Here is a 25,530-nt window from a genome sequence, read left to right as displayed (position 1 = left end):
TACTTTTATATATATGTTCTGTAAAAATAGTTAAATTTTGTTATTAAAAGATCATGACATAACTACATATTAGGCGATAAATTATGATTCACAACTCATTAGGCTTTCCAATTGAAACGGTCATCGTTTTTATTGTATTAGCATTAACAGCTATTGTTATTGATTTATATGCACATCATAACGATAAACCCATAAATTTAAAAAATGCTGTATTATGGTCACTATTTTGGATTGCTGTAGCTTTAGGATTTACTCTTTATCTATATCTTCATCATGATAGTGCAATAGCGAGCTTATTTATCACTGGTTATGTACTTGAAAAGGCTCTCTCTGTTGATAATTTATTTGTGATTATGGCTATCTTTTCATGGTTTTCTGTACCTGAAAATTATCGTCATCGCTTGCTTTATTGGGGAGTAATAGGCGCCATCATATTCCGTGCTATTTTTGTTATCATTGGGACGGATTTATTAGCTTTAGGGCCTTGGATGGAACTCGTTTTTTCCGTTATTGTTGCTTTTACCGGTTTGATGATGTTAAAAAATCAAGGTGAAAATGAAGAAATAAAAGATTATTCAAACCATTTCGCTTATCGAATAGCAAAACGTATTTTTCCCGCTTATCCTAAAATTGTCGGGCATCATTTTTTATTAACCTCTAAACAGTTAGATCAAGAACTTGCAAAACCGGAAAACAGTAACTTAATTGGCAAATTACCTAAAAGAGCTTTTTACGCAACCCCGCTTTTTTTATGTATTACTGTAATTGAACTTAGCGATGTGATGTTTGCCTTTGATTCTGTTCCTGCTGTCATCGCGGTTAGCCAAGAACCACTCATCGTTTATAGTGCCATGATTTTTGCAATTTTAGGTCTCAGAACCATGTATTTTGTTTTAGAAGCCATGAAACAATACTTAGTTCACTTAGGAAAAGCGGTTATTTGTTTACTGTTTTTTATAGCAATCAAATTAGCATTAAATGCAAGTAACCATTTATTTGGGCATGGTATTGATATTAGTCCTATAACAAGCCTTTATATCGTATTAGGCATTTTAGCTATCGGTATTATTGCCAGTATCATTTGGCCTGAAAAAGATCACCACAAAGCCGATTAATCTTCAGACAATGAGTAGGAATTCATCCTACTCATTATAGTAATAATTATTGACGTTTTAGCGAACGTATAAAATAGCTTATCCCTAAAATTACAAACCAAATTGGTGTTGCAATCAATGCTTGACGAGTATCTTTTTCAAAAGTAAGTAAGACAATAACAAATATAAAAAACATCAAGCTAACCAAGCACATCAAATTACCACCTGGCATCTTAAATTGAGATTGTTCGTGCAAATTCACTTTTTTACGTCGATAAGCCATATACGATATCAATATCATTGACCAAATAAACATAAATAATATGGCGGAAATCGTCGTTACTATGGTGAAAGCTTCCATCACATTAGGAACTAAATAAATCAGAACTACACCACCGAATAAACAAGTACATGAAAAGAGTAAACCATTGGCAGGAACTGAACGACGTGATAATTTTCCAAAAGGCTCTGGTGCATCTTGTTTTTTAGCCAAACCAAATAACATTCGGCTGGTAGAATAGATACCGCTATTAGCCGACGAAGCAGCCGATGTTAATACCACAAAATTAATAATGCTTGCTGCCGCTGGTAAACCAATTAGGGTGAATAACTCAACAAATGGACTCTTATTTGGTGAAATAAATGACCATGGTGTCACACTCATAATGATAATTAATGCAAACACGTAAAAGAAGATAATACGTGCAGGCACAGAATTAATGGCTCGAGGTAAATTTTTATTCGGATCGACTGTTTCAGCGGCGGTAGTACCAACCAGTTCAATTCCCACAAAAGCAAAAATAGCTATCTGAAAACCGGCAAAGAATCCCATAAAACCATGAGGAAAAAATCCGCCATAATCCCAAAGATTCGAAAATGCAGCTGTGGTATTCGTTTGATCTGAGTGGTATGCTGTGAAAATTAATCCTAATCCAATACCAATCAAAGCTAAAATCGCAATAATTTTAATCATTGAAAACCAAAATTCGGTTTCGCCAAACATTTTTACTGTTAATAAATTAAGTGTTAACAGTAAAACGACGGTTAATAACATCGGGATCCAAGATTGCAAATCAGGAAACCAATGCTGTGCATAACCGGCAATAGCAACCACATCAGCAATACCTGTTACCACCCAACAAAACCAATAAGTCCAACCAGTAAAAAACCCTGCCCAAGGGCCGAGTAGATCATTGGCAAAATCACTAAACGATTTATATTTCAAGTTGGAAAGCAAGATTTCACCCATTGCTCGCATAACAAAAAATAAGATAAAACCAATAATCATGTAAACAAAGATGATCGACGGTCCAGCAAGGCTAATTGTTTTTCCTGATCCCATAAATAAGCCTGTACCAATTGCACCACTGATTGCAATTAACTGAATATGCCGATTAGAAAGGTTTCGTTTTAGGTCATTGTTTGAGGATGTATTGCTCATCACTATTATTACCTTTTATTCCGTAATTTTCGATTTTTTTAAGGAATATAGGACTATAAATTCAATATTGCTAAATCGCAAGCTGATTTTTTATGAAAACTTTTTATTGTCCGTTAATAATTATGAGTAGTTTCTTATAATATAATTGTGTAGCATATTCAATACTGTTTATTATTGATAATAACTAATTAGATGAAAAAAAAACTTAATCATTATCTTTTCATTGTTTTTATTGCCTTTTTTACACTTTCGCTGTTAACCAGCTGTCAAGATAAACCCATTAAACAGGGTCAACAATACTCGGACGGGCGATTACCCTTATCACTTAATATCAGCTATCCAAATTTAGATACGCCTGTAAACATAACAGACTACATCATGCAGGTGGAACAAATAAAAACCGCATCGCCCGCATTATACAAACAAAATGAACATATTTATAAAGCTGTTGATGATTGGATTAATGGCTTGCTTGCTTCTAATGAATTTCACAAAGTAGGATTAAATAGTTACGAAATGGCAGGTCAAGATGGATTTGGAAACGTGCACTTAACTGGTTATTATACCCCAATTATTAAAGCCAGACATAAACCTACTAAAGAATTTAAATATCCTATTTATAAAATGCCGGTTAACTACAAAGGTCAATTACCAAGTCGACAACAGATTTATAAAGGTGCTTTAGCTGGTAAAGGACTTGAAATTGCTTATAGTAATTCATTAATTGAAAACTTCATTATGGAAGTTCAAGGTAGTGCCTATATCGATTTTGAAGACGGTGAACCTTTGGTCTTTTTCAGCTATGGCGGTAAAAATGGACATGGCTATTCCAGCATTGGAAGAATTTTAATTGAACAAGGTGAAATTGAAAAAGAAAAGATATCGTTACAAGCAATTAGAGATTGGGCTACAACTAAAACTGAAAAACAGCTCAAAGCCTTGCTAACCGAAAACCGTTCCTTTGTCTTTTTTAAGCCCCAATACAATGCTGATGTCAAAGGAGCAGCAACTGTACCTTTGGTTGCTAATGCATCGGTAGCATCAGATAAGTTACTTGTCCCTCTTGGTTCGGTGGTGTTAATGGATTTACCATTACTCGATGAGGATGGTCAATATAGTGGTAGACGAGAAACTCGTCTAATGGTTGCGCTCGATGTTGGAGGCGCCATAAAAGGCCATCATTTTGACCTTTATCTTGGCGTTGGAAATGACGCAGGTAAACTTGCTGGATACTACAATCATTATGGTCGGGCATGGGTAATTAAACCTTAATTTACGAACATCGACGGCATAACAAGAAACTGTTAAAATAGCAGGATAGAGGCTCAATTAAGGATAACTCATGAGATTATGCGATCGAGATATTGAAGCATATTTACAAAACGGTAAATTAAAAATAACCCCTCAACCAGCACCAAGTTCAATAAATGGCGCAACAGTTGATGTCAGGTTAGGTAATCAATTTCGGACTTTCCGAGAACATACAACTCCCTATATCGATTTAAGTGGACCCAAAGAAGAAGTTTCCGCAGTATTAGAACGTGTAATGAGTGATGAAATAGTACTATCTGAAGGTCATGTTTTTTACCTTCATCCAGGAGAACTTGCACTAGCCGTTACACTTGAATCTGTGACGATTCCTGATGATTTAGTTGGCTGGCTTGATGGACGTTCTTCATTAGCCAGACTTGGTCTTATGGTGCATGTAACTGCACACCGTATTGATCCAGGTTGGCAAGGACAAATTGTCTTAGAGTTTTTTAATTCTGGAAAAATCCCATTAGCACTTAGACCTGGGATGACTATCGGAGCCCTAAGTTTTGAGACTTTAACAGGGCGAGCGGCGAGACCTTACAATCGTCGACAAGATGCAAAATATAAAGACCAACATGGCGCTGTAGCCAGTCGTATTGATAAAGACTAAATCAGCATATAACCTTACTATAGGAACACTAATATGATAAAAAAAATATTGGTTACTCTGTTTATTTTAATTCTGATTATAGCTATTGGGATCATTTCACTGATTGTTTTTGTCGATCCTAATAATTTCCGAGGATTTATTTCTGATAAAGTAAGAGATAAAACAGGTTATGAATTAACTATTGAGGGTGATTTACGTTGGCATATTTGGCCACAAGTCAGTATATTAACCGATTCGGTAAAACTGAATGATACCGGTGCGCAAAAACCTATTTTGACCGCAGACAATATGCGGCTAGATGTTGAACTGCTACCACTTTTTTCGAAAAAGTTGGTAGTAAAAAATGTTTTTGTTAAGTCGGCTGTCATCAATATTACCGATGATAGCAAAGGTGAAATGGCACATAAAAAAAACGCCAACAATATACCTCATAAACCTGATGAAGATAAGCAAAAAAATGAAGAGCAAAGCAAATCAAGTTGGCAATTCACATTGAACAAATTTGAAGTTGCAGATAGCACTTTAGTACTACAACAAAAAGATACGCTAATCAATTTTAGGAACATTAACTTAACGGTTGAACAAAAAGCGGATAAAAATCTCAATGTTGATTTCAAAGGAAATGTTGATAAAAATCAACAGGATTTATTTTATGTTGCAAATGCCAATATTGATTTAAGTCAATACCCTGAACAGGCGATAATCGATCTGAAAAAATTTGATTATACGTTAACAGGTATCGGCATCCCTAGTGGCGAAATAAAAGGTAATTTGAAAACTATTTTACATTATCAAAAAAATCCGCAAAGCGTGAACACGCAAGATCTTCTATTATCAGTTAATGGTAATACATTTACAGGCAACGTTAGTCTCAATTTAGCTAACAAGCCTTATTTAGCGTTAGATCTCAATGCTGATAAATTAAATTTAGATCCGTTTATTACGGCCAAAGAGAAGCCTAGCGATAATGAAAGTAGCCCATCACAGCAAACGACACCTGTTGTATCGACAGTTCAAAAAACTAATAATGAACTTGATTTCCTAAATAGTTTCAATGCGAAAGCTAAGTTAAATATTAGGCAAATCGTTGCTAATCAAATAACACTTGATAATGTTCATGCTGATATCAGTAATAATGATGGTATTGCAACGTTTAATAACCTGAATTTTGATTTTGCCAAAGGGCATATTACGGCAAATGGTTATGCCAGCGGCAAACAAAAGAATGCATTAATTAAACTGAGCAGTAAAATCAGTAATATCGATTTAAATGAATTCTTTAATCAAATCAATACACCAAATGATTTAGTAGGCGTATTTAATGCAAACGGAGAATTAGAAGCAAGCACCATTTCCACGGCTAACTTGTTATCCAGTTTACGAGGAAACGTTGCTATCAACATAGCTAATGCTAGATTGGATAATATTAATATTCAAAATATCATTCAAAATGCGGCAGCGAAGTATAGTAAAGATGTGCTGACAACCGAAAATCAACAAAAATTCACCGAGTTTCATCAAATTTCTGCTAATGGTAATATAAATAATGGTAATTTGGATGTCACGACATTAACCGCCAATTCTGAAACATTAGATATTATAAATGGTTCGGGAAGAGTAGGACTAGTTCAAAAAGACCTCGATATCAATTTAAATGTCAAAATGCTAGGTGGTTGGAATGGAAAAAGTGAAACCATTGCCAAATTACAACAATTAACGATTCCACTACGAATTTATGGTGAATTTACAAAACTTCATTATCAAATTGATATTAGCCAAGTCTTTAAAGATGTTCTTAATGATAAACTACAACAAGGATTAGATAAACTTCGAGAAAAACTCGAAAATCGAAATTCAAAAGATGATTCTAAATCAAAATCGAAGCAAAAAGCGGCGGATATCTTAGGTCAGTTATTTAAAAAATAGTGCTTGATCTGCACGTTAAATTGATTGTTGTGACGATCAATGATGTTAATAAAAAAGGTGAGATTAACTCACCTTTTTTTATTCGATAAAGAACATTTATTTATAGAATAAATTTACTTAAATCTTCATCCGCAACCAGTTTATCTAAGTGATCGCCTACATATTTAGCATCAATAGTAATAGTTTGACCACCTAATTCACTTGCATCAAACGAAACTTCTTCCATTAATCGTTCTAACACGGTATGCAAACGACGAGCGCCTATATTTTCATTTTGTTCATTCACCTGCCAAGCAGATTCAGCTATTTTACGGATACCATCAGGCGTAAATTCGATATTGACACCTTCTGTTGCCATTAATGCTTTGTATTGTACTGTAAGCGAGGCATTTGGCTCAGTTAAAATTCGCTCAAAATCTTCAGTTGTTAACGCCTGTAATTCAACCCTTATAGGTAAACGCCCTTGAAGTTCAGGGATTAAATCAGATGGATTAGCTGTTTGGAAAGCTCCCGAAGCAATAAATAAAATATGGTCGGTTTTTACTGCACCATGTTTAGTAGAAACAGTACATCCCTCAACAAGTGGTAATAGATCACGCTGTACACCTTCACGTGAAACATCAGGACCTGACGAATTACCTCGTTTACAGACTTTATCAATTTCATCAATAAATACGATCCCATTTTGTTCCACCGCTTCGATAGCTTCATGTTTAAGATCGTCAGGGTTAACCAATTTAGCAGCTTCTTCTTCAATCAACTGTTTAAATGCATCTTTGATTTTCATCTTACGTGGTTTGGTTTTTTGTCCACCTAGATTTTGAAACATTGATTGTAATTGATTAGTCATCTCTTCCATACCCGGAGGAGCCATAATTTCGACACCAATATTGACACCAGCAACTTCAATCTCTATCTCTTTTTCGTCAAGCGTACCTTCACGTAATTTTTTTCGAAATGCTTGTCTTGCTGTAGAATCATTATTGTTTTCAACTTGTCCCCAGCCATCTTTAGCCGGTGGGACAAGTACATCTAAAATCCGTTCTTCAGCTAGTTCTTCAGCACGATTACGATTTCTTTCCATCGCTTCTTGTCGAATCATTTTTACCGCTGAATCCGTCAAATCACGAATAATGGAATCGACTTCCTTACCAACGTAACCTACTTCAGTAAATTTCGTCGCTTCAACTTTGATAAAAGGTGCATGAGCTAATTTCGCTAAGCGCCTTGCAATTTCTGTTTTACCAACACCAGTTGGACCAATCATTAATATATTTTTTGGGGTGACTTCGTGACGGAGTGCTTCATCTAGTTGCATACGACGCCAACGATTACGTAACGCTATTGCAACGGAACGTTTAGCTTTATCTTGTCCAATAATATGTTGGTTTAGTTCGCTTACAATTTCGCGAGGAGTCATTTCAGACATAATATAATTCTCTTAAATCAGTTAAATTAATAATTAAGTTCTTCAATCGTTTGGAAATTATTGGTATACACACAAATATCGCCGGCAATCGATAATGATTTTTGTACAATATCATGTGCAGATAAAGAAGTATTATCCAGCAAAGCTCTTGCCGCAGCTTGAGCATAAGGTCCACCAGAACCAATTGCAATTAAATCATCTTCTGGTTGAATTACATCCCCTGTACCAGTAATAATTAGTGAAGCACTTTCATCAGCAACAGCAAGTAAAGCTTCTAATTTGCGTAACATTCTGTCTGTTCGCCAATCTTTAGCTAGTTCAACAGCGGCCTTCGTCAAATGACCTTGATGCATTTCTAATTTACGCTCAAATAATTCAAAAAGTGTAAAAGCATCAGCAGTACCACCAGCAAAACCTGCAATCACTTTGTTATTATAAAGACGACGAACTTTACGTGCATTTCCTTTCATAATAATACGTTCGCCTAGTGTGACTTGACCGTCTCCACCGATTACAACTTGCCCTTCTCGACGGACACTGACAATTGTTGTCATATTCTGCTCCTTCTCTTACATAAATATCTTAATTTGGAATGAATAGGTTATATATTGGGATGATAAATTGGTTTTCAACATCTTTTATACAAAGATGTTGTCAATTTATTGAATGAATGGATAATCGAGATTCACATCACATTGTAAAATCAATTGAAAATCCATATTTACTATGGTTCAAAGTTGATTATCATCTTTTTAACTTCAGGATAAAGTATTTGAGAAGGTTCCGGAATTACGGCTAACAATGTAGCAGCAACGGCTTCACGGCATAATGCATCATCGCCGCTCAACACTTTATGATCCAACAATAGACCGTCCGGTGCGATTTGAATTTGTAATTGGCAACGCTGACCTACATAAAGACGATTTGGATTAATAAATTTATTACTTATAGCGGTTTTAACTAAAAATTTATATTTATCTAATTCGCCGTTAGAAACACCTTTTCTTGTTGCTGGTACACTTGATCCACCTGTCGTAAGTTCACCTAATAGATCATTAACAGCTTTATCATTTGCTGCCTTTTGTTGCGCTGCTCGTTTAGCAGCTTCCTTTTTTTCGCGTGCCGCTTTTTCTTCAGCAGCTTTTTTTTCTGCTTCTTGCTTTTCTCGTGCTGCTTTTTCTGCAGCAGCTCTTTTTTCTGCTTCTAACTTTTCTCGCGCTGCTTTTTCTTCAGCTACTCGCTTTTCAGCTTCTTTCTTTTCTCGTGCTGCTTTTTCTTCGGCGGCTCGCTTGTCAGCTTCTTGCTTTTCTCGTGCTGCTTTTTCCTCAGCGGCTCGCTTTTCAGCCTCTAGCTTTTCTTGTGCTGCTTTTTTCTCAGCTTCAAGCTGTTCTTGTTTAAGTTTTTCAGCAAGTTTTAAACGCTCTTTTTCTAAATCCTTTAAATACTGTTGCTGTTCCAGTTGCTTTTGCTGCAACAACTGATTCTGTTTTGTAATTTGATCATCAACCTGTTGCCTTAATTGCTGTTGATTTTTTTGACTTTGTGATTGCCTTTTATATTGTTCAGATATAATAGATGGATCAACAATAATTGCATCAATCGATTGACCATTGACCGTACCGTAATTATCACTATCATCTTGTATAGCTTTATAACATAAAAAAATTATCAATAGCACATGAAACAGGATTGATAAAATTATGGCTAAACTGAATTTTGAATTTGATTTTTTAGACATTGCTGACATTTTAATGTGTTTTATTCTAGTTTACATTGGTTGTGTCATTAAACCAACAGATTTAATACCTGCAGATTGTAATAAGTTTAAAGCTTTTATAATTTCTTCATAAGGTACATTTTTAGCTCCACCGACTAAAAAAACCGCCTTTTCATTCAATGCTAATAACTGCTTAACTTCAGCAATGATCTGTTCTTGCTGTAAGCTTTCTTGTGGCACACCATCGATTCTGAGTGTATAAACCCCGACATCTGCCACTTCTAATATTATGGTTTTATTTTCAGAAGCTGAAACCGTCTTAGATTCGGTTGATTCAGGCAGATCGACTTCAACGCTTTGGCTAATAATGGGGGCTGTTGCCATAAAAATAAGTACCAATACTAACAGTACATCAAGCAATGGTACAATGTTAATCTCTGATTTAGTTGAAAAACGTGAACTTCTACGCATAGTTTATTTCCTGACAGCCACAGCTTGACGCTGTAAAATAGCTGAAAATTCATCAATAAAGTTGAGATAACTTTGCTCAATACGGCTGACTTTCAGCGATAAACGATTAAATGCCATAACCGCTGGAATTGCAGCAAATAAACCAATTGCTGTTGCAATTAAAGCTTCAGCTATACCTGGCGCAACAAGTTTTAATGTCGCTTGTTTAGCTGCGCCAAGAGAAATGAAAGCATGCATGATTCCCCAAACGGTCCCAAATAACCCAATATAAGGACTAATAGAACCTACCGTACCTAAGAAAGGAATATGCTGTTCAAGATTATCAAGTTCTCGATTCATAGCAAGGCGCATAGAACGAGATGCACCGTCTAAAGCGGCCTCTGGCATATTTGGATTGATTTGATATAGACGGGTAAATTCTTTAAAACCTGAATAAAAAATATGTTCTGTACCTGTAATTTCATCTTTGTTGGATTTTGCTTTCTCAAATAAAACATTCAACTCGTCAGCTGCCCAAAAACGATTATCAAATTGTTCAATTTGCTTTTTGGCTTGCCTTAAAACCTTAGTTCTCTGAAAAATAATTGCCCATGACATAATTGAAAACATCAATAATAACAACATAACACATTGCACTAAAAGACCTGCTTGTAAGAACAGATTAACAATATTCAGATTTTCCACTTATATAAACTCCAAAACTAGTGACTTTGGAAGCCCACATGGCTTCATTTTAGTGATATCAACACAAGCAATAATAACATCAGCACTGCTAATCACTTGATTGTTCTCATTAATAATAGTTTGCTTAAAAATTATAGATGCCTTGCGAATTTGATCAACTTTACTATTAATAGTTAACAGGTCATCCAAACGAGCGGGGAAGTGATAGCTAATATCCATCTTTTTAACAACAAAAGCAATACTTTCTTGTAATAGCTTATGTTGACTGATTCCAAGTTGTCTTAGCAATTCTGTTCTCGCTCGCTCATAAAAAGCAAGATACCTGGCATGATATACGACACCACCAGCATCAGTATCTTCATAATAAACTCTGGCACTCCAATTAAATTCTTTCATATTTGTATTTACATATTTTAAAAGCAATATGTTTTATTATATCTAAATCTTAAATATGCTGCACTATGATATAGAATTACTCAAATGAAAACAATTATCATTTGTAACATATTAATGATTTAAATTAACGATGAATGAAAAAGGTGACGATTGTCACCTTTAAAAATATAGAGATGCTTATTAATTGTTATTTTTGGGTTCTTTTTCGCTGTTTGTTTGTTCAACCCAAAGTCCTGTAACAACGGCAAGCATACAAGCTGCAATAAGACCGATAAACCATAAAAAGTAATACATAATTATACCTTAATAAAGTGAATGTTTGTTATTTTCGATATGATTTTTATCAAGTCGTCCGAACATTTTAATATATGACCAAGTAGTATAGAAAAGGATAATGGGTAAAAATATCACTACTACAAAGAACATAATATTAAGTGTTAACTGGCTTGATGTTGAATCCCACATTGTTAAACTCGCATTAGGCATAATGCTTGATGGTATAATGAATGGGAACGTTGCTATGCCATAAGTTAATAACACACACGCAATAGTTAACGTTGATAAAATAAATGATAAAGCATTTTTATTTAACCCAGAACAAACAATGTTGAGTAACGGTAAAACAACACCGAGTACAGGAACAATCCATAAAATTGGATAATTCATATAATTTCTAAGCCATGTTGATTCGGTGGATACCACTTTATTTAATGGCTGTGACGTGACACTATGATCTATCGTGCTGACCACTTCATAACCATGCATACCAAACATGACCCAAATACCCGCTAAAATAAATGTAATGACTAAAACTAAGCAAGATATTTGAGTTGCTTTTCGGGCTCTTAAATATAATTCACCAGAGGTCTTCATTTGCAACCAAGTGCCGCCATGAGCAACAAACAACATCAAACTCACCACACCGGTTAATAAAGCAAACGGATTAAGCAAACCAAAGAAGTTTCCATCATAGAAGACACGATAAGAATTATCAAATCTAAATGGAACGCCTTCTAATAAATTACCAAAAGCCACCCCAAAAACAAGAGCAGGAACAAAGCTACCAATAAAGATTGCAATATCCCATAAACCACGCCATTTTGAATTTTCAAGTTTACTGCGATAATCAAAGCCTATTGGTCTAAAAAATAATGCACATAGAACCAAAATCATTGCGATGTAAAAGCCCGAAAACGACACAGCATAAGCAAATGGCCATGCAGCAAAAATCCCAGCTCCAGCCGTAATTAGCCAAACCTGATTACCATCCCAATGAGGCGCAATAGCATTTATCATAATTCGGCGTTCAGTATCTGTTTTACCTATGAAAGGGAGTAAAATACCAACCCCCATATCAAAACCATCAGTGATAACAAAACCAATCAAGATAACACTAATTAGCAACCACCAAATAGCTCGTAGAATTTCGTAATCAATCATTGTGTTTACTCCCTTTGTCCTATTCTGTAGTTGGTTGCGTTTTTTCGTAATGATATTTGCCTGTCCCCAAAGAACTTGGTCCAAGACGTGCAAATTTAAACATTAAGAACATTTCAGCAACTAAGAACAGAGTATAAAGTCCACAAATTAGTATCATAGTAAATAATACTTCACCTGGAGTTAACGACGAATTAGCCACACCTGTTGGTAAAATATCTTGAATTGCCCATGGTTGTCGACCGTATTCAGCAACAAACCAACCACATTCACATGCTATCCATGGAAAAGGTAAGAACACTAATAATAAACGGTGAAGCCAACGTTTTTCACCAATTTTATTTTTATAAGTAGTCCATAATGCAAGACCAGTTCCTAAGATCATTAATACACCAAGACCAACCATGATTCTAAATGACCAGAATAGTGGCCAAACAGTAGGAATAGAATCTTCTGTGGCAGCTTTAATGTGCGCTTCCGTCGCTTCCGGAATCGTTAAATTATCTCGATCAGTAAAACGTTTGACTAAATAACCATAACCTAAATCAGCTTTGTTATTTTCAAACAATTTAAGCACCTCGGGATCTTGATTTCCTTGTTGGATTTTTTCAAGATTTGTATAAGCTAAAATACCGTTACGAATTCGCATTTCGTTAGTGGCTAAAATGTCCTTTAACCCTGTTACTTGCTTATCCAATGAACGTGTTGTCATAATGCCCATTGCATAAGGTATTTCAATCGCAAATAAATTTTCTTTATCTTTTTGAGAAGGAAAAGCAATAACATTAAATGATGCAGGGGCGGGTTGAGTTTCCCATTCGGCTTCGATAGCAGCAAGTTTAGCTGGCTGAACGGTTGTCATTTCGTGACCGGCTTCATCCCCCATAATCGCGACAACAATAGATACAATGAAACCAAACATAGCTGCTACGGCAAAAGAGCGTTTAGCAAATTCGCTATCACGTTTTTTAAGTAAGTAATAAGAACTGATACTTAAGACAAAAATCGCACCTGTTAGATAACCCGCTGCGACAGTGTGCACAAATTTGTATTGTGCAACAGAGTTGGTGATCAGATCATAAAAACTTGCCATTTCCATGCGAGAGTTGATTGGATTGAAATCTGAACCGATTGGAAACTGCATCCAACCGTTAGCAACGAGAATCCATAGTGCAGAAAAATTCGACCCGAATGCAACGCACCATGTCACAAGAAGATGTTTACCGCGACTTAATCTATCCCAACCAAAAAAGAATAACCCTACCATTGTTGATTCTAGAAAAAAGGCCATTAACCCTTCTATTGCCAATGGTGCCCCAAAAATATCGCCGACGTAATGCGAATAATAAGACCAGTTAGTACCAAACTGAAATTCCATTGTTAAACCTGTTGCTACACCAACAGCGAAGTTAATAGCAAACAGTTTTCCCCAGAATTTAGTCATATCTTTCCAGACTTGCTTACCACTAACAACATATACCGTTTCCATAATTGCTAGCATAAACGCTAAACCTAGCGTTAATGGTACAAAAATAAAATGATACATTGCCGTGAGTGCAAACTGGAGACGCGATAGTTCTACTATATCTAACATAATTGCTCCCTGTTCCTTTAATATGCCCACAAAGTGTATAAAGATATATCGCAATATTGTACATCAATATTTAAAGAATAAAAATTGATTAATGTCAAAAAAAACACTGTTTAAACTGCTTTTTTTACCGCATTACCAATTTCAGCAAGACTACTAACTACAACTACACCAGCAGCAGTTAATGCTTTTACCTTTTCTTCAGCAGTGCCTTTATTACCCGAGATAATTGCTCCTGCATGCCCCATGCGTTTGCCGGCTGGTGCCGACATACCGGCAATATAGGCTATAACTGGTTTGCTAACATGTTTTTTAATGTATTCAGCAGCTTCTTCTTCCGCACTACCACCAATTTCGCCAATCATTACAATTGCTTTAGTCTTCGGATCTTGCTCAAGTAATGCTAAAATAGAAATAAAATCACTGCCTGGAATGGGATCACCACCAATACCAATGCAAACAGATTGACCTAGTCCAATATCAGTAGTTTGTTTGACTGCTTCATAAGTCAAAGTCCCTGATCGAGACACAATACCGATATCACCAGCTAGATGAATATGCGCAGGCATAATGCCAATTTTACATTCATCAGGCACAATAATACCCGGACAATTAGGACCAATCATAATTGTATCACTCTGTTTTAGCTTTTCTTTGACAATAAGCATATCCAAAGTAGGAATACCTTCAGTGATACAAACAATTAATTTAATACCTGCTTCTATTGCTTCGAGTATCGAATCTTTACCAAATGCCGCAGGAACATAAATCACACTTGCCGTTGCCCCCGTCGCTTCAACAGCTTCTTTGACAGTATTAAAAACCGGCAATCCGAGATGAGTTGTTCCACCTTTACCGGGTGTAACCCCACCAACCAATTGAGTTCCATATTCAATCGCTTGTTGTGAATGAAAGGTACCTTGGCTACCCGTAAATCCCTGACAAATGACTTTCGTTGCGTTATTGATTAAAATTGACATAATTATTGTTCCCCACTCTTCCTATTATTATGCGACCGCAACAATTTTTTGTGCAGCATCAGTCAAACTTTCGGCTGTAATAACATTTAATTGGCTTTCAATTAAAATTTCTCTGGCAAGCAGAGCATTATTACCTTCAAGACGAACAACAACAGGAACAGTTAGCCCAATTTCTTTAATGGCGCTGATAATACCATCGGCAATTAGATCACATCGAACAATACCACCAAAAATATTGACCAATATCGCTTTGACATTTTTATCTGATAAAATCAATTTGAACGCTTCAGCAACTCGCTCTTTGGTTGTACCGCCGCCTACATCGAGAAAATTGGCCGGTTTTCCACCATAAAGTTTGATCATATCCATGGTTGCCATTGCCAAACCTGCCCCATTAACCATACAACCGATATTGCCATCTAACGAAACATAACTAATCCCTTGTTTGGCGGCAATAGATTCACGTTTATCTTCTTGTGTGGTATCTCTTAAAATAGTTAAGTCAGGATGTCTAAACATTGCGTTATCATCTAAAACGACTTTAGCATCTAAGCAAACGAATTCACTGGCATCGGTAATTACCAAAGGATTGACTTCTGCTAATGACACATCATTTTTTAAGAAAAACTGCGCAAAATTAACAAATAGTTTAGCAAATTGGTTAATAAGTTTACCCGTTAACCCTAATTTAAAGGCAAGTTCTCTACCTTGAAAAGCACAAGGACCAGTTAAAGGATCAAGTGCAATTTTATGTATTAAATGTGGTGATTTTTCAGCGACACTTTCAATATCAACGCCGCCTTCAGTTGAAGCCATGATGACCACACGTTGAATACTACGATCTATTACTGCCCCTAAATAAAGTTCTTTCTGTATATTGGAAGCTTTTTCAATTAAGATTTGATTAACAAGTTGACCTTCTGATGTGGTTTGATAAGTGACAAGATGCTGACCTAGCCATTTTTCAGCAAAAAGTTTAATTTGATTAAGATCATTAGTACAAATTACACCACCAGCCTTTCCTCTGCCCCCTGCATGAACTTGACATTTAGCAACCCAAGCACCTGAATCAGACTTAGATGCTAATTCAGCTAAAGTATCTTGTACTTCATCCATTGAGTTACATACAAACCCTTCTGGTACGGGTAAGTTGTATTGCTTGAAAAGATATTTGGATTGATATTCATGCAAGTTCATAAACAAATTCCACAACTTAAGTTAATATTTAAAATAGCCTCAATTCTAATCCAAGATTAATCAATTGTGTAGTAAATAATATCTTATAGGTATTGTAATTGAGAATTATTGCTGATAATAAGTGACAATGATATACTCATTAGCTAAATTAATATCGTAATAATTGTAAAGGTAAAAAAATGAAACAAGTTGGTATTTTTTTTGGAAGTGATACAGGCAATACAGAAAATGTTGCCAAACAAATCCAACTCATTTTGGGTAACGATAAAGCCGATCTTTTAGATATTCGAGAAGCCACCAAAGAGCATATCGAACAATATGCTTACCTTATTTTCGGTATTCCAACTTGGTATTATGGTGATCCACAAGCAGATTGGGAAGACTTCTTTCCTAATTTAGAGCAAATCGATTTTGACGGAAAAACTGTTGCTATTTTTGGCTGCGGAGATCAAGAAGACTATTCAGAATTCTTCTGCAGTGCAATGGGAACAATACGCGATATTATCGAACCGAAAGGCGCCAAAATTGTTGGGCATTGGCCAACTGAAGGTTATAACTTTGAAGCATCTAAAGGTTTAGTTGATGATACACATTTTGTTGGTTTGGCAATTGACGAAGATCGTCAACCAGAATTAACAGAAGAACGCATTTCTACTTGGGTTGAACAAGTAAAAACAGAAATGAATATTTAATCTATTTTAATGATTTAATGTATTTTTCGTTCATCATATTTTATAATCATTAATTTATATCAACTATATTGGGATGTAATATGACAAATCATGATAGAGATAATAATGCAGCGCTGAAAAGTGCTGGTTTAAAAGTTACATTACCTCGTTTAAAAATTTTAGAGTTACTACGTGATCCTTCATGCCAACATATTACTGTAGAAGATCTCTATAAAAAACTTCTTGATATGGGAGAAGAAATTGGACTTGCAACAGTTTATCGAGTTTTAAACCAATTTGATGACGCAGGTATCGTAACCCGACACAATTTTGAGGGTGGTAAAGCCGTATTTGAACTTGCAACACAACAACATCATGATCATCTAATTTGTTTAGATTGTGGTGAAGTATTTGAATTTCGTGATGAAATTATTAATACCCGACAAAAAGAAATTGCAGAACAATATGGCGTAAAATTAACTTTCCATAGTTTGTATCTTTATGGTCATTGTGATTCCGGTAATTGCAAAAAACACCCAGAACTTCATACCAAAAAATAAGCCTATTTTATAGGCTTTTTTTACTTTTCAAATTATCGTAATTCTTCTGTTAGGTTAATAATTAAAATGAAACAGCTTTTAAACTTTGTCCCACTTGTTGTCTTTTTTGTCTTTTTGACAATGTATGATATTTTTGTTGGTGTTCAAGCATTAATGATTGCATCATGTGTATCACTTGTTATTGGAATGATTTTATACAAAAAAATTGATAAAGTAGAATTAATTTCCTTTTTGATGGTGATGATTTTTGGTGGTATTACGCTCGCCACAAAAGAAGCGATATTCATAAAATGGAAAGTAACAATTATTAATTTTTTATTTGCATCTGTTCTATTAATCAGTCAATCTATATTTAAGAAAAACTTAATTCAAAAAATGTTAGGCAAAGAGTTACAATTAGATGACATTATTTGGAATAAACTGAATTTAATATGGATAGTCTTTTTTATACTTTGTGGAACGTTCAGTTTGATTGCAACTTATTATATGTCTGATAACTTTTTTTGGAAATTTAAGGTTTTTATTTTACCCATTGCATCATTGTTATTATCCTTAATTTCTGGTATTTATATCTATAAAAATCTTAATAAAGATTTAGAAAGTAAATAAATAGCATAGGTAGGAGTAATTTTAGTGATGAAACAAACAACTGACAATCCCAAGGGACAACTAGTACTCAGAACGCTTGCTATGCCTTCAGACACCAACCCACATGGACACATATTTGGTGGTTGGATCATGTCTCAAATGGATCTTGCAGGTGGTATTTTATCAAAAGAGATTGCTAAAAACAGAGTCGTGACTGTTAATGCCAGTAGCATTACTTTTCATAAACCCGCTATGGTTGGTGATGTAGTTTGCTGCTATGCTCGTTGTATAAAAACAGGAAGAACCTCAATGACAATTGCTATTGAAGTTTGGATCAAAAAATTAATTGATACTGATGATACAACACAGCGTTTTTGTATTACTGATGCGGTATTTACCTATGTGTCTGTCGATAAGCATAATAATCCAAAACCTTTACCAGAAATATTTCAAAACTTCGATTGCGACAAAGACCCGATTAGCAAATTAAATCTTAACAATAGTTGAGCAATATGCAATTATACTCATTCCATACTCTAATTAGTTCGTTGATCTTTCTAACTTATTGGTTGCTTATTGTAGCAACCTCATTGCGTATTGTTTTCAAACGCAGACCGACAACCTACGTTATTGCATGGATGTTAATAATCTATATTTTACCAATTGTTGGAATCATACTCTACTTTGCCATAGGGGAAGCCCATTTAGGTCAACAACGTGTAAAACGTGCGCAACAAATGCGTCCTACAATTGCTAAATTTATTAATCGACTTGAAGATTTTCCTGATATTTTTACCCGTAATGTTAGTCAAGTCAGTAAACCGATTTTTCAACTTTGTAAGCACCAAACCGGCCTAGATGGTATTAATGGTAACCATATAGAGTTACTTAGCGAAACAGATGAGATATTCGATCGTTTAATCGATGATATCAATCATGCAACATCCAATATTGAAATGGTTTTTTATATCTGGAACGAAGGCGGTAGAGCGGATGATGTTGAGAATGCATTGATTGCCGCAACCAAACGAGGCGTAACCTGTCGTTTAATGGTTGATTCCGCAGGTAGTCGCCATTTTATCAGAACCAAAGCAAGTAAAAGAATGCGTGACGCAGGCATTACAATTATCGAAGCGTTAAAAGTAAATCTGTTACGTTTTATGTTCCGACGTCTTGACCTACGTCAACATCGCAAAGTTGCCATTATTGATAATTATATTTCTTATACTGGCAGTATGAATATCGTGGATCCTCGCTATTTTAAACAAAATAAACACATTGGCGAATGGGTAGATATCATGGTAAGAATGAATGGGCCAGTGACAACGTTAATGGGTGCAATTTATGCAAGTGATTGGGAGCTTGAAACGGGGAAATACTTAGCATTACCGCAAATTACTGAGTTTGCCGAACCGCCCGAAGAGAAAAAACACATAATGCAATTAATTGCTTCAGGGCCGGGTTATACTGAAAATATGATTCATCAAGTGCTGTTAACCGCAATATACTCAGCGCAAGAACAAATTATTTTTACTACCCCTTATTTAGTGCCTAGCGATGATATATTACACGCTGTTGTGACAGCTGCTCAGCGAGGTGTTGAAGTGATTATTATCGTTCCGAAAAAAAATGATTCACTTATGGTCAAATGGGCTAGTCGAGCATTTTTCTCTGAATTACTAGAAGGTGGTGTTAAACTTTATCAATTTAATGATAATTTATTACATACCAAAAGTGTGTTAATTGATAATCAACTTAGTTTAGTGGGTACCGTAAATTTAGACATGCGTAGTTTATGGCTCAATTTTGAAATCACTACAGTTATTGATGATGCTGAATTTGCTAAATCATTATCTCAGCTTTTACATAAATACTTATCTAACTCAGATATCGTAAATATCGATGAATGGAAAAAACGCCCAATTTGGCAACGTGTTATTGAACGACTTTTTTATTTTTTTGCACCGTTGCTATAAAAAATTAATTTTTTAAAACTAATGTTATAATCGGATCTAATTCAATAGCCATTTTGTGACATATCTGGTTGAAAACAATTGTCAGCAATACGATGAACCTTGGATTGAATTGTTCCATCTATTGAAAGCTTGATTTCTCGCCATCCTGGTGCTTCATAGGATAATTTAAAATCATAAGATTTTGGCATAAATTGTACGCAAGTGGAAGGTGTAGAAAACGCTTTGCAGCCGTGCCAAATATATTCCAGACTTTGATGAATATGTCCCCAAGCTACGCCTTTTATATTGGGTTGATGCTTAATAATTTCTTCTAGTTCATGTTTGTTTTTTAATATGTGTTGATCTAACCAGTGACAACCTGACTCAATAGCATGATGATGCAAAAACACAAAAGCATAACGATCATCATGACTTGTTAATGTGCATTGCAAAAATTCAAGTTCTGACTGGGGTAAAAAACCATAGGCTTGATCCACAACCTGACTATTAAGCAACACTAAAAGCCATTTATCCCCTAGAAGAACAATTTTATTTTCAGCGAGTTGATAGTCAGCAAAAATTTCATGCATATCATGATAATTGTCATGGTTGCCTGCTAACCAAACACAAGGTAAATTAAATTTTTGTATTTGCTCGGCAAAAAGACGATAAGCTTGTTTAGATCCATCTTGAACAAAATCACCTGTTGCCACTATTAAGTCAAACGGGCTTTTTCTATTTTCTATTTCTCTTATCACTGTTCGAAAACTAGCATTTGAATCAATACCTAATAATTTACTCTGGTCATTAGCAAAAAGATGTGTATCGGTAATATGTAAAATATTACTGTAATTTCTATTTATGATTGGAAGCGTTAAAAATGACCCCAAAATTGACCTCAACATTTTATCAAAATACACGATTAGAGATAATCAAATCCCCAAAAAAAGGATAGCAAAGCTGGCTAGACTAAATATTTTTTATTATAAATTCAAGTAGATTTATAAAGTGTAAAATGGATCACATTTTTATGAAAGAAAAACTTAAATGTGATCATTGCCATTGATTATATCCATTCATCTTTTAATGATTTATAGTTGAGCTGTAACCATTGAAGCGCAATAATTGATGCCGCATTATTAATCACGCCTTCTTGAACCCACTGATAAGCTTGCTTGCGGCTAATTACATGCACTTTGATATCTTCGTTTTCTTCTGCCAATCCATGAATTCCCATAGCAGTTGAGGAATCTACTTCACCAACTAATATATGAAGTTTTTCCGTTAATCCCCCCGGTGATGCCAAATAACTTACAATCGGTTTACAACGTCCAATTGTTATACCTGCCTCTTCCATCGCTTCTCGCCTTGCAACCTCTTCATAAGATTCATTGTCATGATCCATCATGCCAGCAATAAGTTCTAATAACCACGGACTATCCTGAGTTTCGATAGCAGCAATACGAATCTGTTCTATCATGACTACGTTATCAAGTTTAACATCGTAAGCTAATAACACGACAGCATGTCCCCGCTCCAGAATTTCTCGCGTTACGACATCGCTTTTGGTGCCGTCAAATTTACGGTATTGAAAACGGTATTCAATTAAAGAAAAAAAGCCTTTATACAAAACGCGTTTAGTCAAATTAAACACATCTTTCTTGTTAAACACAACAGGATCATTATTAATTTTCATAGAAACTCTCAATTTTAGTCTTAATTTTAATAAAAAGTGCGAATAGTTAACAAACTATGCTTACTATATCCTATTTATCTGTTAAAATTATGCAAATTAAAAATACTATTATATTTGAATGTTTTAAAGAGAAAATTGATGAAAAAAACTTTAACCTTTCTAATCGGCTTAGCGCTAAGCCACTCTGTATTTGCCGAAAATTTGGTTCAGGTTTATGAACAAGCTAAGGAAACGAATCCTGATTTAAGCAGTTCATTAGCTGAAAAAGAAAAGGCATATTCAGCAATTTCTGGATCACGAGCAAGCTTATTACCACAAATTGGTTTAAGTGCTTCTTATGGTGTAACTCATGGGCGTCGTGATACCAGTGGTGTAAAATCCAAAAGTGGGAACCTTTATCAAGTAAGCTTATCACAAAGTATTTTTAATTATTCTAATTGGAAAGCTTTAGATATCACTAAAAAGCAAGCTAGTATTGCTGATATAGCTTATCAATATCAAGGACAAACGCTTATATTAAATACCTCAGTTGCGTATTTTAATGTACTTAAAGCACTTGAGGCATTAAACTTTATCGATGCACAGAAAAAAGCAATTGGTCGTCAATTACAACAAACCAAACAACAACATCAAGTTGGTTTGGTAGCAATTACCGATGTGCAAAATGCGCAAGCAAATTATGATCTTACGCTTGCTCAACAAGTTAATGCATTAAACGATTTGAATAACGCTATCGAAAACTTACGTCAGGTCAGTGGTCGATTCTATTCAAATTTAGCAACCATTAATACCAAAATGTTTAAAACCGAAGCGCCAATTTCAATTAATTCGTTGTTAAAACAATCTGAAGTGTCTAATCTTAATTTATTAACAATGAAATTAAACCAAGAAATAGCTCGTGATCAAATCAAATTATCACAAGCAGGACACCTACCGACAGCAAGTTTAGATGCATCAACAAATCTAAATAAAACCGATAGATATGGGGATAATTTTGCAACTAATGGGGGGCATAGAGGAAAATCTTATTCGGGTAATAATTATGTTGGATTAAGTTTAAATTTACCTATCTTCTCAGGTGGCGCTACGCAATCTAAAGTTGAGCAAGCTCAACACAACTACGTTAGTTCGAGTGAAAAGCTTGAAAGTACTAATCGCAGTGTAATCAATCAAGTCCGTTCTTCTTATAACAATATTTCTTCGTCAATTAGTGCGATTAAAGCTTATCAACAAGCGGTTGTTTCAGCAGAAAGCTCATTAGAAGCGACAAATTCAGGTTATCAAGTAGGGACTCGAACTATTGTCGATGTATTGAATGCGACCACTCAACTTTATAGCTCTAAACGAAATTTATCAGATGCTAAATATAACTATCTAATAAATTTACTACAACTTAAATATGCTGTTGGTACATTAACCGCAGACGATTTAGTCTATCTAAATAATATGCTTGGTAATGAAGTCAGTACCTTAGCAACAATACAATAATCTTTAAGTATAACTGTTTGACTTTAGGCGATTTTATCGCCTTTTTTTATTGCCTTATAGCAGTTATCTTAAATCAAGTCTGATCATAACATCATTTGATGATTTTCATGACATCGTATCAACCACGAATTCAATAAACATTTTCATTATAGCTAGCGGTTGCCTGTCAGCAGTATAAAGCATATGGACTTCCCGAGCGGGAGGTAAATAATTTTGTAATATCGGTAATAATTTATCTTGTTTTATCGCCTCATTCAGCATCGGTTCGGGTAACATCGTTATCCCCAAACCTTCAATAGCGGCAATCGCTAATGCTGAAGTATCATTTGATTGTAATGAACCAGAAATAGAAAGATTGACGGCTTTGCCATTCATCGTAAATGGCCAAACATAATCATTTTTATTTCGATTCACATATTGATAAATTAGACACTGATGATTTTTTAAATCGTCAGGAACAGCTGGTACACCATTTTGCATCAAATAACTCGGCGAAGCAGCAAATATAAGTTGAAAAGGTTTAAGTTTGCGTCCGATCAGACCAGAATCATTTAATTGACCGATACGAAACACAATATCATAATCCTCTTTTACTATATCAACATAGCGATCACTTAATTGAATATCAATGTTTAATTTAGGATAGCGTTTCATAAAACGGCTAATGACCGGAATTAAATTATAGTGTCCATAACTGACAGGTGCACTAATCCTTAATCGACCTTTTGGCTCTTCAATAAATTGTTGAGCTAATATCTTCGTCTCTTTTATTTCTGCAAGAATTAACAAACACCGTTGATAATACTGTTTGCCAAACACGGTAAGATGTTGCGAGCGTGTTGTTCGATTAAGTAATTTTAATCCTAAGTGTTTTTCTAAAAAAGCAATGTATTTAGTCACCATCTGCGGTGAAGTATTCAATGATACTGACGTAGACACAAACGATCCAGTTTTCACCGTCAATACAAATGCTTCCATACACTTTAATAGATCCAAATTATCAACTCCCAGTTGTTAATAAATCAATTTTTATAATATTTATTATCCCTTATTTTATAAAGATAATAAAACAAAATCATCTTGGGTGTGAAAACATAAAATTTACTACGAGATAAACAGGTATTGTCAATTAAACTTCTATTGAAGATAACGTTATAGATTCAAAACTGAATAATACAACAAATTGAAGATCGCTTGTTATCCTAAATAATGACGTAAAAAGTAAACACCTTTATATTTTAATAATTTGCGCAAAGGGTATTTGGTTCTATCAAAACTAGCTTTATATCCTGAAGTTGGTGATTGGCGTGAACTTAACCAACATAAACTGTGTTTTATTCAAAACCAATTAGTTAAAGCATAGAAATCCAATAAACAGAAAATTACTCCATAGTCTATGGAAAAACCGACATAACAATTACTTTATTAAGAAATTAAAAGGAAAAAAAATGAACAATCATGTTAAAAAATACACTGCAATTACCGGCGCAAGTTCAGGCATTGGTTATGCCACTGCAATTGAATTTGCTAAACGAAATAAAAATCTTATATTGATAGCAAGAAGAGAATCACAACTAGAAACATTGAAACAAAAAATTGCCGAATTAAATCCAAATTTGGAAGTCATCATTAAAATTTGTGATTTGTCGCAAGCCGATAATGTTTTTTCACTCTTCAAACAATTAGATAGCTATTATATTGAAACATGGATAAATAATGCAGGTTTTGGGCATTACGGAAGTGTTAAAGATCAAGATTTAGATAAAATACAATCTATGCTACATTTAAATATTGAAGCCTTAACAATTCTATCAACGCTGTATGTGCATAAATATCACCATCAATCTGGCACACAAATAATTAATATCTCTTCACGAGGTGGATACACAATTGTACCCAATGCTGTCACTTATTGTGCGACTAAATTCTATGTTAATGCTTTTACTGAAGGTTTAGCGCAAGAATTAAGACAAGCAAAAGCGAAATTAACGGCTAAAGTCTTAGCCCCTGCGGCAACCCAAACTGAATTCGGTCAAAAAGCGAATAATGTCAATGAATATGACTATAATAAAAGTTTCAGCCAATATCACACAGCAGAGCAAATGGCTGGTTTTTTAATGGCGCTATATGATAGCGACAACATCATCGGAGAAATTAGCACAAAAGATTTTTCATTTACATTAAAAGATAGCATTTTACCTTATTCTGGCAATGCGGCTGAAAATCAAAAGTCTTAAAACTTTTACAACAAAACACGTTAAAAAAATTAAACATCTTAACAAGCG

26 protein-coding genes are annotated in these 25,530 nt (G+C 34.8%); 11 read left to right on the top strand and 15 right to left on the bottom strand.

Features of this window, described 5'->3' with window-relative positions; translation table 11 throughout:
- Positions 1 to 83 precede the first annotated feature (83 nt).
- Positions 84 to 1,115, top strand: a complete 1,032-nt coding sequence (locus tag ACGH46_RS00495; protein ID WP_411603434.1) for a TerC/Alx family metal homeostasis membrane protein — start codon at positions 84 to 86, stop codon at positions 1,113 to 1,115.
- 46 nt (positions 1,116 to 1,161) lie between these two features.
- On the opposite strand, the gene cycA is transcribed toward ACGH46_RS00495, so the two are convergent.
- On the bottom strand, positions 1,162 to 2,535 hold the full coding sequence (gene cycA, locus ACGH46_RS00490) for a D-serine/D-alanine/glycine transporter (RefSeq protein ID WP_267349717.1): 1,374 nt from the start codon (positions 2,533 to 2,535) through the stop codon (positions 1,162 to 1,164).
- Positions 2,536 to 2,727: 192 nt separating this feature from the next.
- On the opposite strand from cycA, the gene mltA reads away from it, so the two are divergent.
- From mltA to asmA, 3 genes are all read left to right on the top strand, one after another.
- Positions 2,728 to 3,807 (top strand): murein transglycosylase A, encoded by a 1,080-nt coding sequence (mltA, locus tag ACGH46_RS00485; protein WP_267380797.1) that lies wholly within the window; start codon positions 2,728 to 2,730, stop codon positions 3,805 to 3,807.
- Positions 3,808 to 3,877: 70 nt separating this feature from the next.
- Positions 3,878 to 4,459: a dCTP deaminase gene (dcd, locus tag ACGH46_RS00480; RefSeq protein ID WP_065558762.1), complete on the top strand. Its 582-nt coding sequence runs from the start codon at positions 3,878 to 3,880 to the stop codon at positions 4,457 to 4,459.
- A gap of 33 nt (positions 4,460 to 4,492) precedes the next feature.
- A complete protein-coding gene (gene asmA / locus ACGH46_RS00475) occupies positions 4,493 to 6,385 on the top strand; it encodes an outer membrane assembly protein AsmA (protein ID WP_411603431.1) in 1,893 nt (630 codons plus the stop codon).
- 100 nt (positions 6,386 to 6,485) lie between these two features.
- Here the strand turns inward: asmA and hslU are convergent, their stop codons facing one another.
- The 11 genes from hslU to sucC form a co-directional block, all read right to left on the bottom strand.
- Positions 6,486 to 7,814: an HslU--HslV peptidase ATPase subunit gene (gene hslU, locus ACGH46_RS00470; RefSeq protein ID WP_267349720.1), complete on the bottom strand. Its 1,329-nt coding sequence runs from the start codon at positions 7,812 to 7,814 to the stop codon at positions 6,486 to 6,488.
- Between the two features lie 26 nt (positions 7,815 to 7,840).
- On the bottom strand, positions 7,841 to 8,368 hold the full coding sequence (gene hslV, locus ACGH46_RS00465) for an ATP-dependent protease subunit HslV (RefSeq protein WP_025316169.1): 528 nt from the start codon (positions 8,366 to 8,368) through the stop codon (positions 7,841 to 7,843).
- Positions 8,369 to 8,538: 170 nt separating this feature from the next.
- A complete protein-coding gene (gene tolA / locus ACGH46_RS00460) occupies positions 8,539 to 9,552 on the bottom strand; it encodes a cell envelope integrity protein TolA (RefSeq protein WP_411603428.1) in 1,014 nt (337 codons plus the stop codon).
- A gap of 30 nt (positions 9,553 to 9,582) precedes the next feature.
- The gene (gene tolR, locus ACGH46_RS00455; protein WP_411603426.1) at positions 9,583 to 10,002 is read right to left on the bottom strand and encodes a colicin uptake protein TolR; all 420 of its coding nucleotides are present in this window, start codon (positions 10,000 to 10,002) and stop codon (positions 9,583 to 9,585) included.
- 3 nt (positions 10,003 to 10,005) lie between these two features.
- Positions 10,006 to 10,677, bottom strand: a complete 672-nt coding sequence (gene tolQ, locus ACGH46_RS00450; RefSeq protein ID WP_218837365.1) for a protein TolQ — start codon at positions 10,675 to 10,677, stop codon at positions 10,006 to 10,008.
- A 9-nt stretch (positions 10,678 to 10,686) separates the two neighbouring features.
- Positions 10,687 to 11,082: a tol-pal system-associated acyl-CoA thioesterase gene (gene ybgC / locus ACGH46_RS00445; protein ID WP_267359440.1), complete on the bottom strand. Its 396-nt coding sequence runs from the start codon at positions 11,080 to 11,082 to the stop codon at positions 10,687 to 10,689.
- Between the two features lie 180 nt (positions 11,083 to 11,262).
- Positions 11,263 to 11,376 carry a cytochrome bd-I oxidase subunit CydX gene (gene cydX, locus ACGH46_RS00440; RefSeq protein WP_065558768.1) on the bottom strand — a complete coding sequence of 38 codons (114 nt, stop codon included), beginning with the start codon at positions 11,374 to 11,376 and terminating at the stop codon, positions 11,263 to 11,265.
- Positions 11,377 to 11,385: 9 nt separating this feature from the next.
- Positions 11,386 to 12,522 (bottom strand): cytochrome d ubiquinol oxidase subunit II, encoded by a 1,137-nt coding sequence (cydB, locus tag ACGH46_RS00435; RefSeq protein WP_411603423.1) that lies wholly within the window; start codon positions 12,520 to 12,522, stop codon positions 11,386 to 11,388.
- 19 nt (positions 12,523 to 12,541) lie between these two features.
- On the bottom strand, positions 12,542 to 14,113 hold the full coding sequence (locus tag ACGH46_RS00430; protein ID WP_267380800.1) for a cytochrome ubiquinol oxidase subunit I: 1,572 nt from the start codon (positions 14,111 to 14,113) through the stop codon (positions 12,542 to 12,544).
- A 110-nt stretch (positions 14,114 to 14,223) separates the two neighbouring features.
- A complete protein-coding gene (gene sucD / locus ACGH46_RS00425; RefSeq protein ID WP_267349726.1) occupies positions 14,224 to 15,090 on the bottom strand; it encodes a succinate--CoA ligase subunit alpha in 867 nt (288 codons plus the stop codon).
- Between the two features lie 27 nt (positions 15,091 to 15,117).
- Positions 15,118 to 16,287 carry an ADP-forming succinate--CoA ligase subunit beta gene (gene sucC / locus ACGH46_RS00420; protein WP_411603421.1) on the bottom strand — a complete coding sequence of 390 codons (1,170 nt, stop codon included), beginning with the start codon at positions 16,285 to 16,287 and terminating at the stop codon, positions 15,118 to 15,120.
- A 179-nt stretch (positions 16,288 to 16,466) separates the two neighbouring features.
- On the opposite strand from sucC, the gene fldA reads away from it, so the two are divergent.
- The 5 genes from fldA (at position 16,467) to cls (ending at position 20,082) form a co-directional block, all read left to right on the top strand.
- A complete protein-coding gene (gene fldA, locus ACGH46_RS00415; RefSeq protein ID WP_411603419.1) occupies positions 16,467 to 16,979 on the top strand; it encodes a flavodoxin FldA in 513 nt (170 codons plus the stop codon).
- An 80-nt stretch (positions 16,980 to 17,059) separates the two neighbouring features.
- Complete coding sequence (fur, locus tag ACGH46_RS00410; RefSeq protein WP_065558774.1) at positions 17,060 to 17,518, top strand: ferric iron uptake transcriptional regulator; 459 nt, start codon at positions 17,060 to 17,062, stop codon at positions 17,516 to 17,518.
- Between the two features lie 66 nt (positions 17,519 to 17,584).
- A complete protein-coding gene (locus ACGH46_RS00405; RefSeq protein WP_267380804.1) occupies positions 17,585 to 18,127 on the top strand; it encodes a septation protein A in 543 nt (180 codons plus the stop codon).
- A gap of 27 nt (positions 18,128 to 18,154) precedes the next feature.
- Positions 18,155 to 18,613 carry an acyl-CoA thioester hydrolase YciA gene (gene yciA / locus ACGH46_RS00400; RefSeq protein WP_267359429.1) on the top strand — a complete coding sequence of 153 codons (459 nt, stop codon included), beginning with the start codon at positions 18,155 to 18,157 and terminating at the stop codon, positions 18,611 to 18,613.
- 5 nt (positions 18,614 to 18,618) lie between these two features.
- Positions 18,619 to 20,082 (top strand): cardiolipin synthase, encoded by a 1,464-nt coding sequence (gene cls, locus ACGH46_RS00395; RefSeq protein WP_065558777.1) that lies wholly within the window; start codon positions 18,619 to 18,621, stop codon positions 20,080 to 20,082.
- A gap of 41 nt (positions 20,083 to 20,123) precedes the next feature.
- On the opposite strand, the gene cpdA is transcribed toward cls, so the two are convergent.
- Together cpdA and nudF are read right to left on the bottom strand one after the other, a co-directional pair.
- On the bottom strand, positions 20,124 to 20,951 hold the full coding sequence (gene cpdA, locus ACGH46_RS00390; protein WP_267359427.1) for a 3',5'-cyclic-AMP phosphodiesterase: 828 nt from the start codon (positions 20,949 to 20,951) through the stop codon (positions 20,124 to 20,126).
- A 176-nt stretch (positions 20,952 to 21,127) separates the two neighbouring features.
- Positions 21,128 to 21,757: an ADP-ribose diphosphatase gene (gene nudF / locus ACGH46_RS00385; protein WP_411603417.1), complete on the bottom strand. Its 630-nt coding sequence runs from the start codon at positions 21,755 to 21,757 to the stop codon at positions 21,128 to 21,130.
- A gap of 138 nt (positions 21,758 to 21,895) precedes the next feature.
- Between nudF and tolC the strand changes: the two genes are divergently transcribed.
- Complete coding sequence (tolC, locus tag ACGH46_RS00380; RefSeq protein WP_267349733.1) at positions 21,896 to 23,245, top strand: outer membrane channel protein TolC; 1,350 nt, start codon at positions 21,896 to 21,898, stop codon at positions 23,243 to 23,245.
- A 105-nt stretch (positions 23,246 to 23,350) separates the two neighbouring features.
- On the opposite strand, the gene ACGH46_RS00375 is transcribed toward tolC, so the two are convergent.
- On the bottom strand, positions 23,351 to 24,223 hold the full coding sequence (locus ACGH46_RS00375) for a LysR family transcriptional regulator (protein ID WP_267349735.1): 873 nt from the start codon (positions 24,221 to 24,223) through the stop codon (positions 23,351 to 23,353).
- 470 nt (positions 24,224 to 24,693) lie between these two features.
- On the opposite strand from ACGH46_RS00375, the gene ACGH46_RS00370 reads away from it, so the two are divergent.
- On the top strand, positions 24,694 to 25,482 hold the full coding sequence (locus ACGH46_RS00370; RefSeq protein ID WP_267359421.1) for an SDR family NAD(P)-dependent oxidoreductase: 789 nt from the start codon (positions 24,694 to 24,696) through the stop codon (positions 25,480 to 25,482).
- The last annotated feature ends 48 nt before the right edge of the window (positions 25,483 to 25,530 follow it).

Source organism: Gilliamella sp. CG22 (assembly GCF_046635725.1).
Lineage (GTDB): Bacteria > Pseudomonadota > Gammaproteobacteria > Enterobacterales > Orbaceae > Gilliamella > Gilliamella apicola_I.
This window is presented reverse-complemented; position numbering and strand designations above follow the sequence as displayed.

Coding starts and splice junctions, on each gene's coding strand:
- hslV (WP_025316169.1), bottom strand. CDS start 8,368: ATGACAACAATTGTCAGTGTCCGTCGAGAAGGGCAAGTTGTAATCGGT.
- cydB (WP_411603423.1), bottom strand. CDS start 12,522: ATGATTGATTACGAAATTCTACGAGCTATTTGGTGGTTGCTAATTAGT.
- yciA (WP_267359429.1), top strand. CDS start 18,155: ATGAAACAAACAACTGACAATCCCAAGGGACAACTAGTACTCAGAACG.
- ybgC (WP_267359440.1), bottom strand. CDS start 11,082: ATGAAAGAATTTAATTGGAGTGCCAGAGTTTATTATGAAGATACTGAT.
- asmA (WP_411603431.1), top strand. CDS start 4,493: ATGATAAAAAAAATATTGGTTACTCTGTTTATTTTAATTCTGATTATA.
- nudF (WP_411603417.1), bottom strand. CDS start 21,757: ATGAAAATTAATAATGATCCTGTTGTGTTTAACAAGAAAGATGTGTTT.
- ACGH46_RS00375 (WP_267349735.1), bottom strand. CDS start 24,223: ATGGAAGCATTTGTATTGACGGTGAAAACTGGATCGTTTGTGTCTACG.
- ACGH46_RS00495 (WP_411603434.1), top strand. CDS start 84: ATGATTCACAACTCATTAGGCTTTCCAATTGAAACGGTCATCGTTTTT.
- tolR (WP_411603426.1), bottom strand. CDS start 10,002: ATGCGTAGAAGTTCACGTTTTTCAACTAAATCAGAGATTAACATTGTA.
- tolC (WP_267349733.1), top strand. CDS start 21,896: ATGAAAAAAACTTTAACCTTTCTAATCGGCTTAGCGCTAAGCCACTCT.
- ACGH46_RS00405 (WP_267380804.1), top strand. CDS start 17,585: ATGAAACAGCTTTTAAACTTTGTCCCACTTGTTGTCTTTTTTGTCTTT.
- ACGH46_RS00370 (WP_267359421.1), top strand. CDS start 24,694: ATGAACAATCATGTTAAAAAATACACTGCAATTACCGGCGCAAGTTCA.
- fldA (WP_411603419.1), top strand. CDS start 16,467: ATGAAACAAGTTGGTATTTTTTTTGGAAGTGATACAGGCAATACAGAA.
- ACGH46_RS00430 (WP_267380800.1), bottom strand. CDS start 14,113: ATGTTAGATATAGTAGAACTATCGCGTCTCCAGTTTGCACTCACGGCA.
- cydX (WP_065558768.1), bottom strand. CDS start 11,376: ATGTATTACTTTTTATGGTTTATCGGTCTTATTGCAGCTTGTATGCTT.
- fur (WP_065558774.1), top strand. CDS start 17,060: ATGACAAATCATGATAGAGATAATAATGCAGCGCTGAAAAGTGCTGGT.
- dcd (WP_065558762.1), top strand. CDS start 3,878: ATGAGATTATGCGATCGAGATATTGAAGCATATTTACAAAACGGTAAA.
- tolA (WP_411603428.1), bottom strand. CDS start 9,552: ATGTCTAAAAAATCAAATTCAAAATTCAGTTTAGCCATAATTTTATCA.
- cycA (WP_267349717.1), bottom strand. CDS start 2,535: ATGAGCAATACATCCTCAAACAATGACCTAAAACGAAACCTTTCTAAT.
- hslU (WP_267349720.1), bottom strand. CDS start 7,814: ATGTCTGAAATGACTCCTCGCGAAATTGTAAGCGAACTAAACCAACAT.
- mltA (WP_267380797.1), top strand. CDS start 2,728: ATGAAAAAAAAACTTAATCATTATCTTTTCATTGTTTTTATTGCCTTT.
- sucD (WP_267349726.1), bottom strand. CDS start 15,090: ATGTCAATTTTAATCAATAACGCAACGAAAGTCATTTGTCAGGGATTT.
- sucC (WP_411603421.1), bottom strand. CDS start 16,287: ATGAACTTGCATGAATATCAATCCAAATATCTTTTCAAGCAATACAAC.
- cls (WP_065558777.1), top strand. CDS start 18,619: ATGCAATTATACTCATTCCATACTCTAATTAGTTCGTTGATCTTTCTA.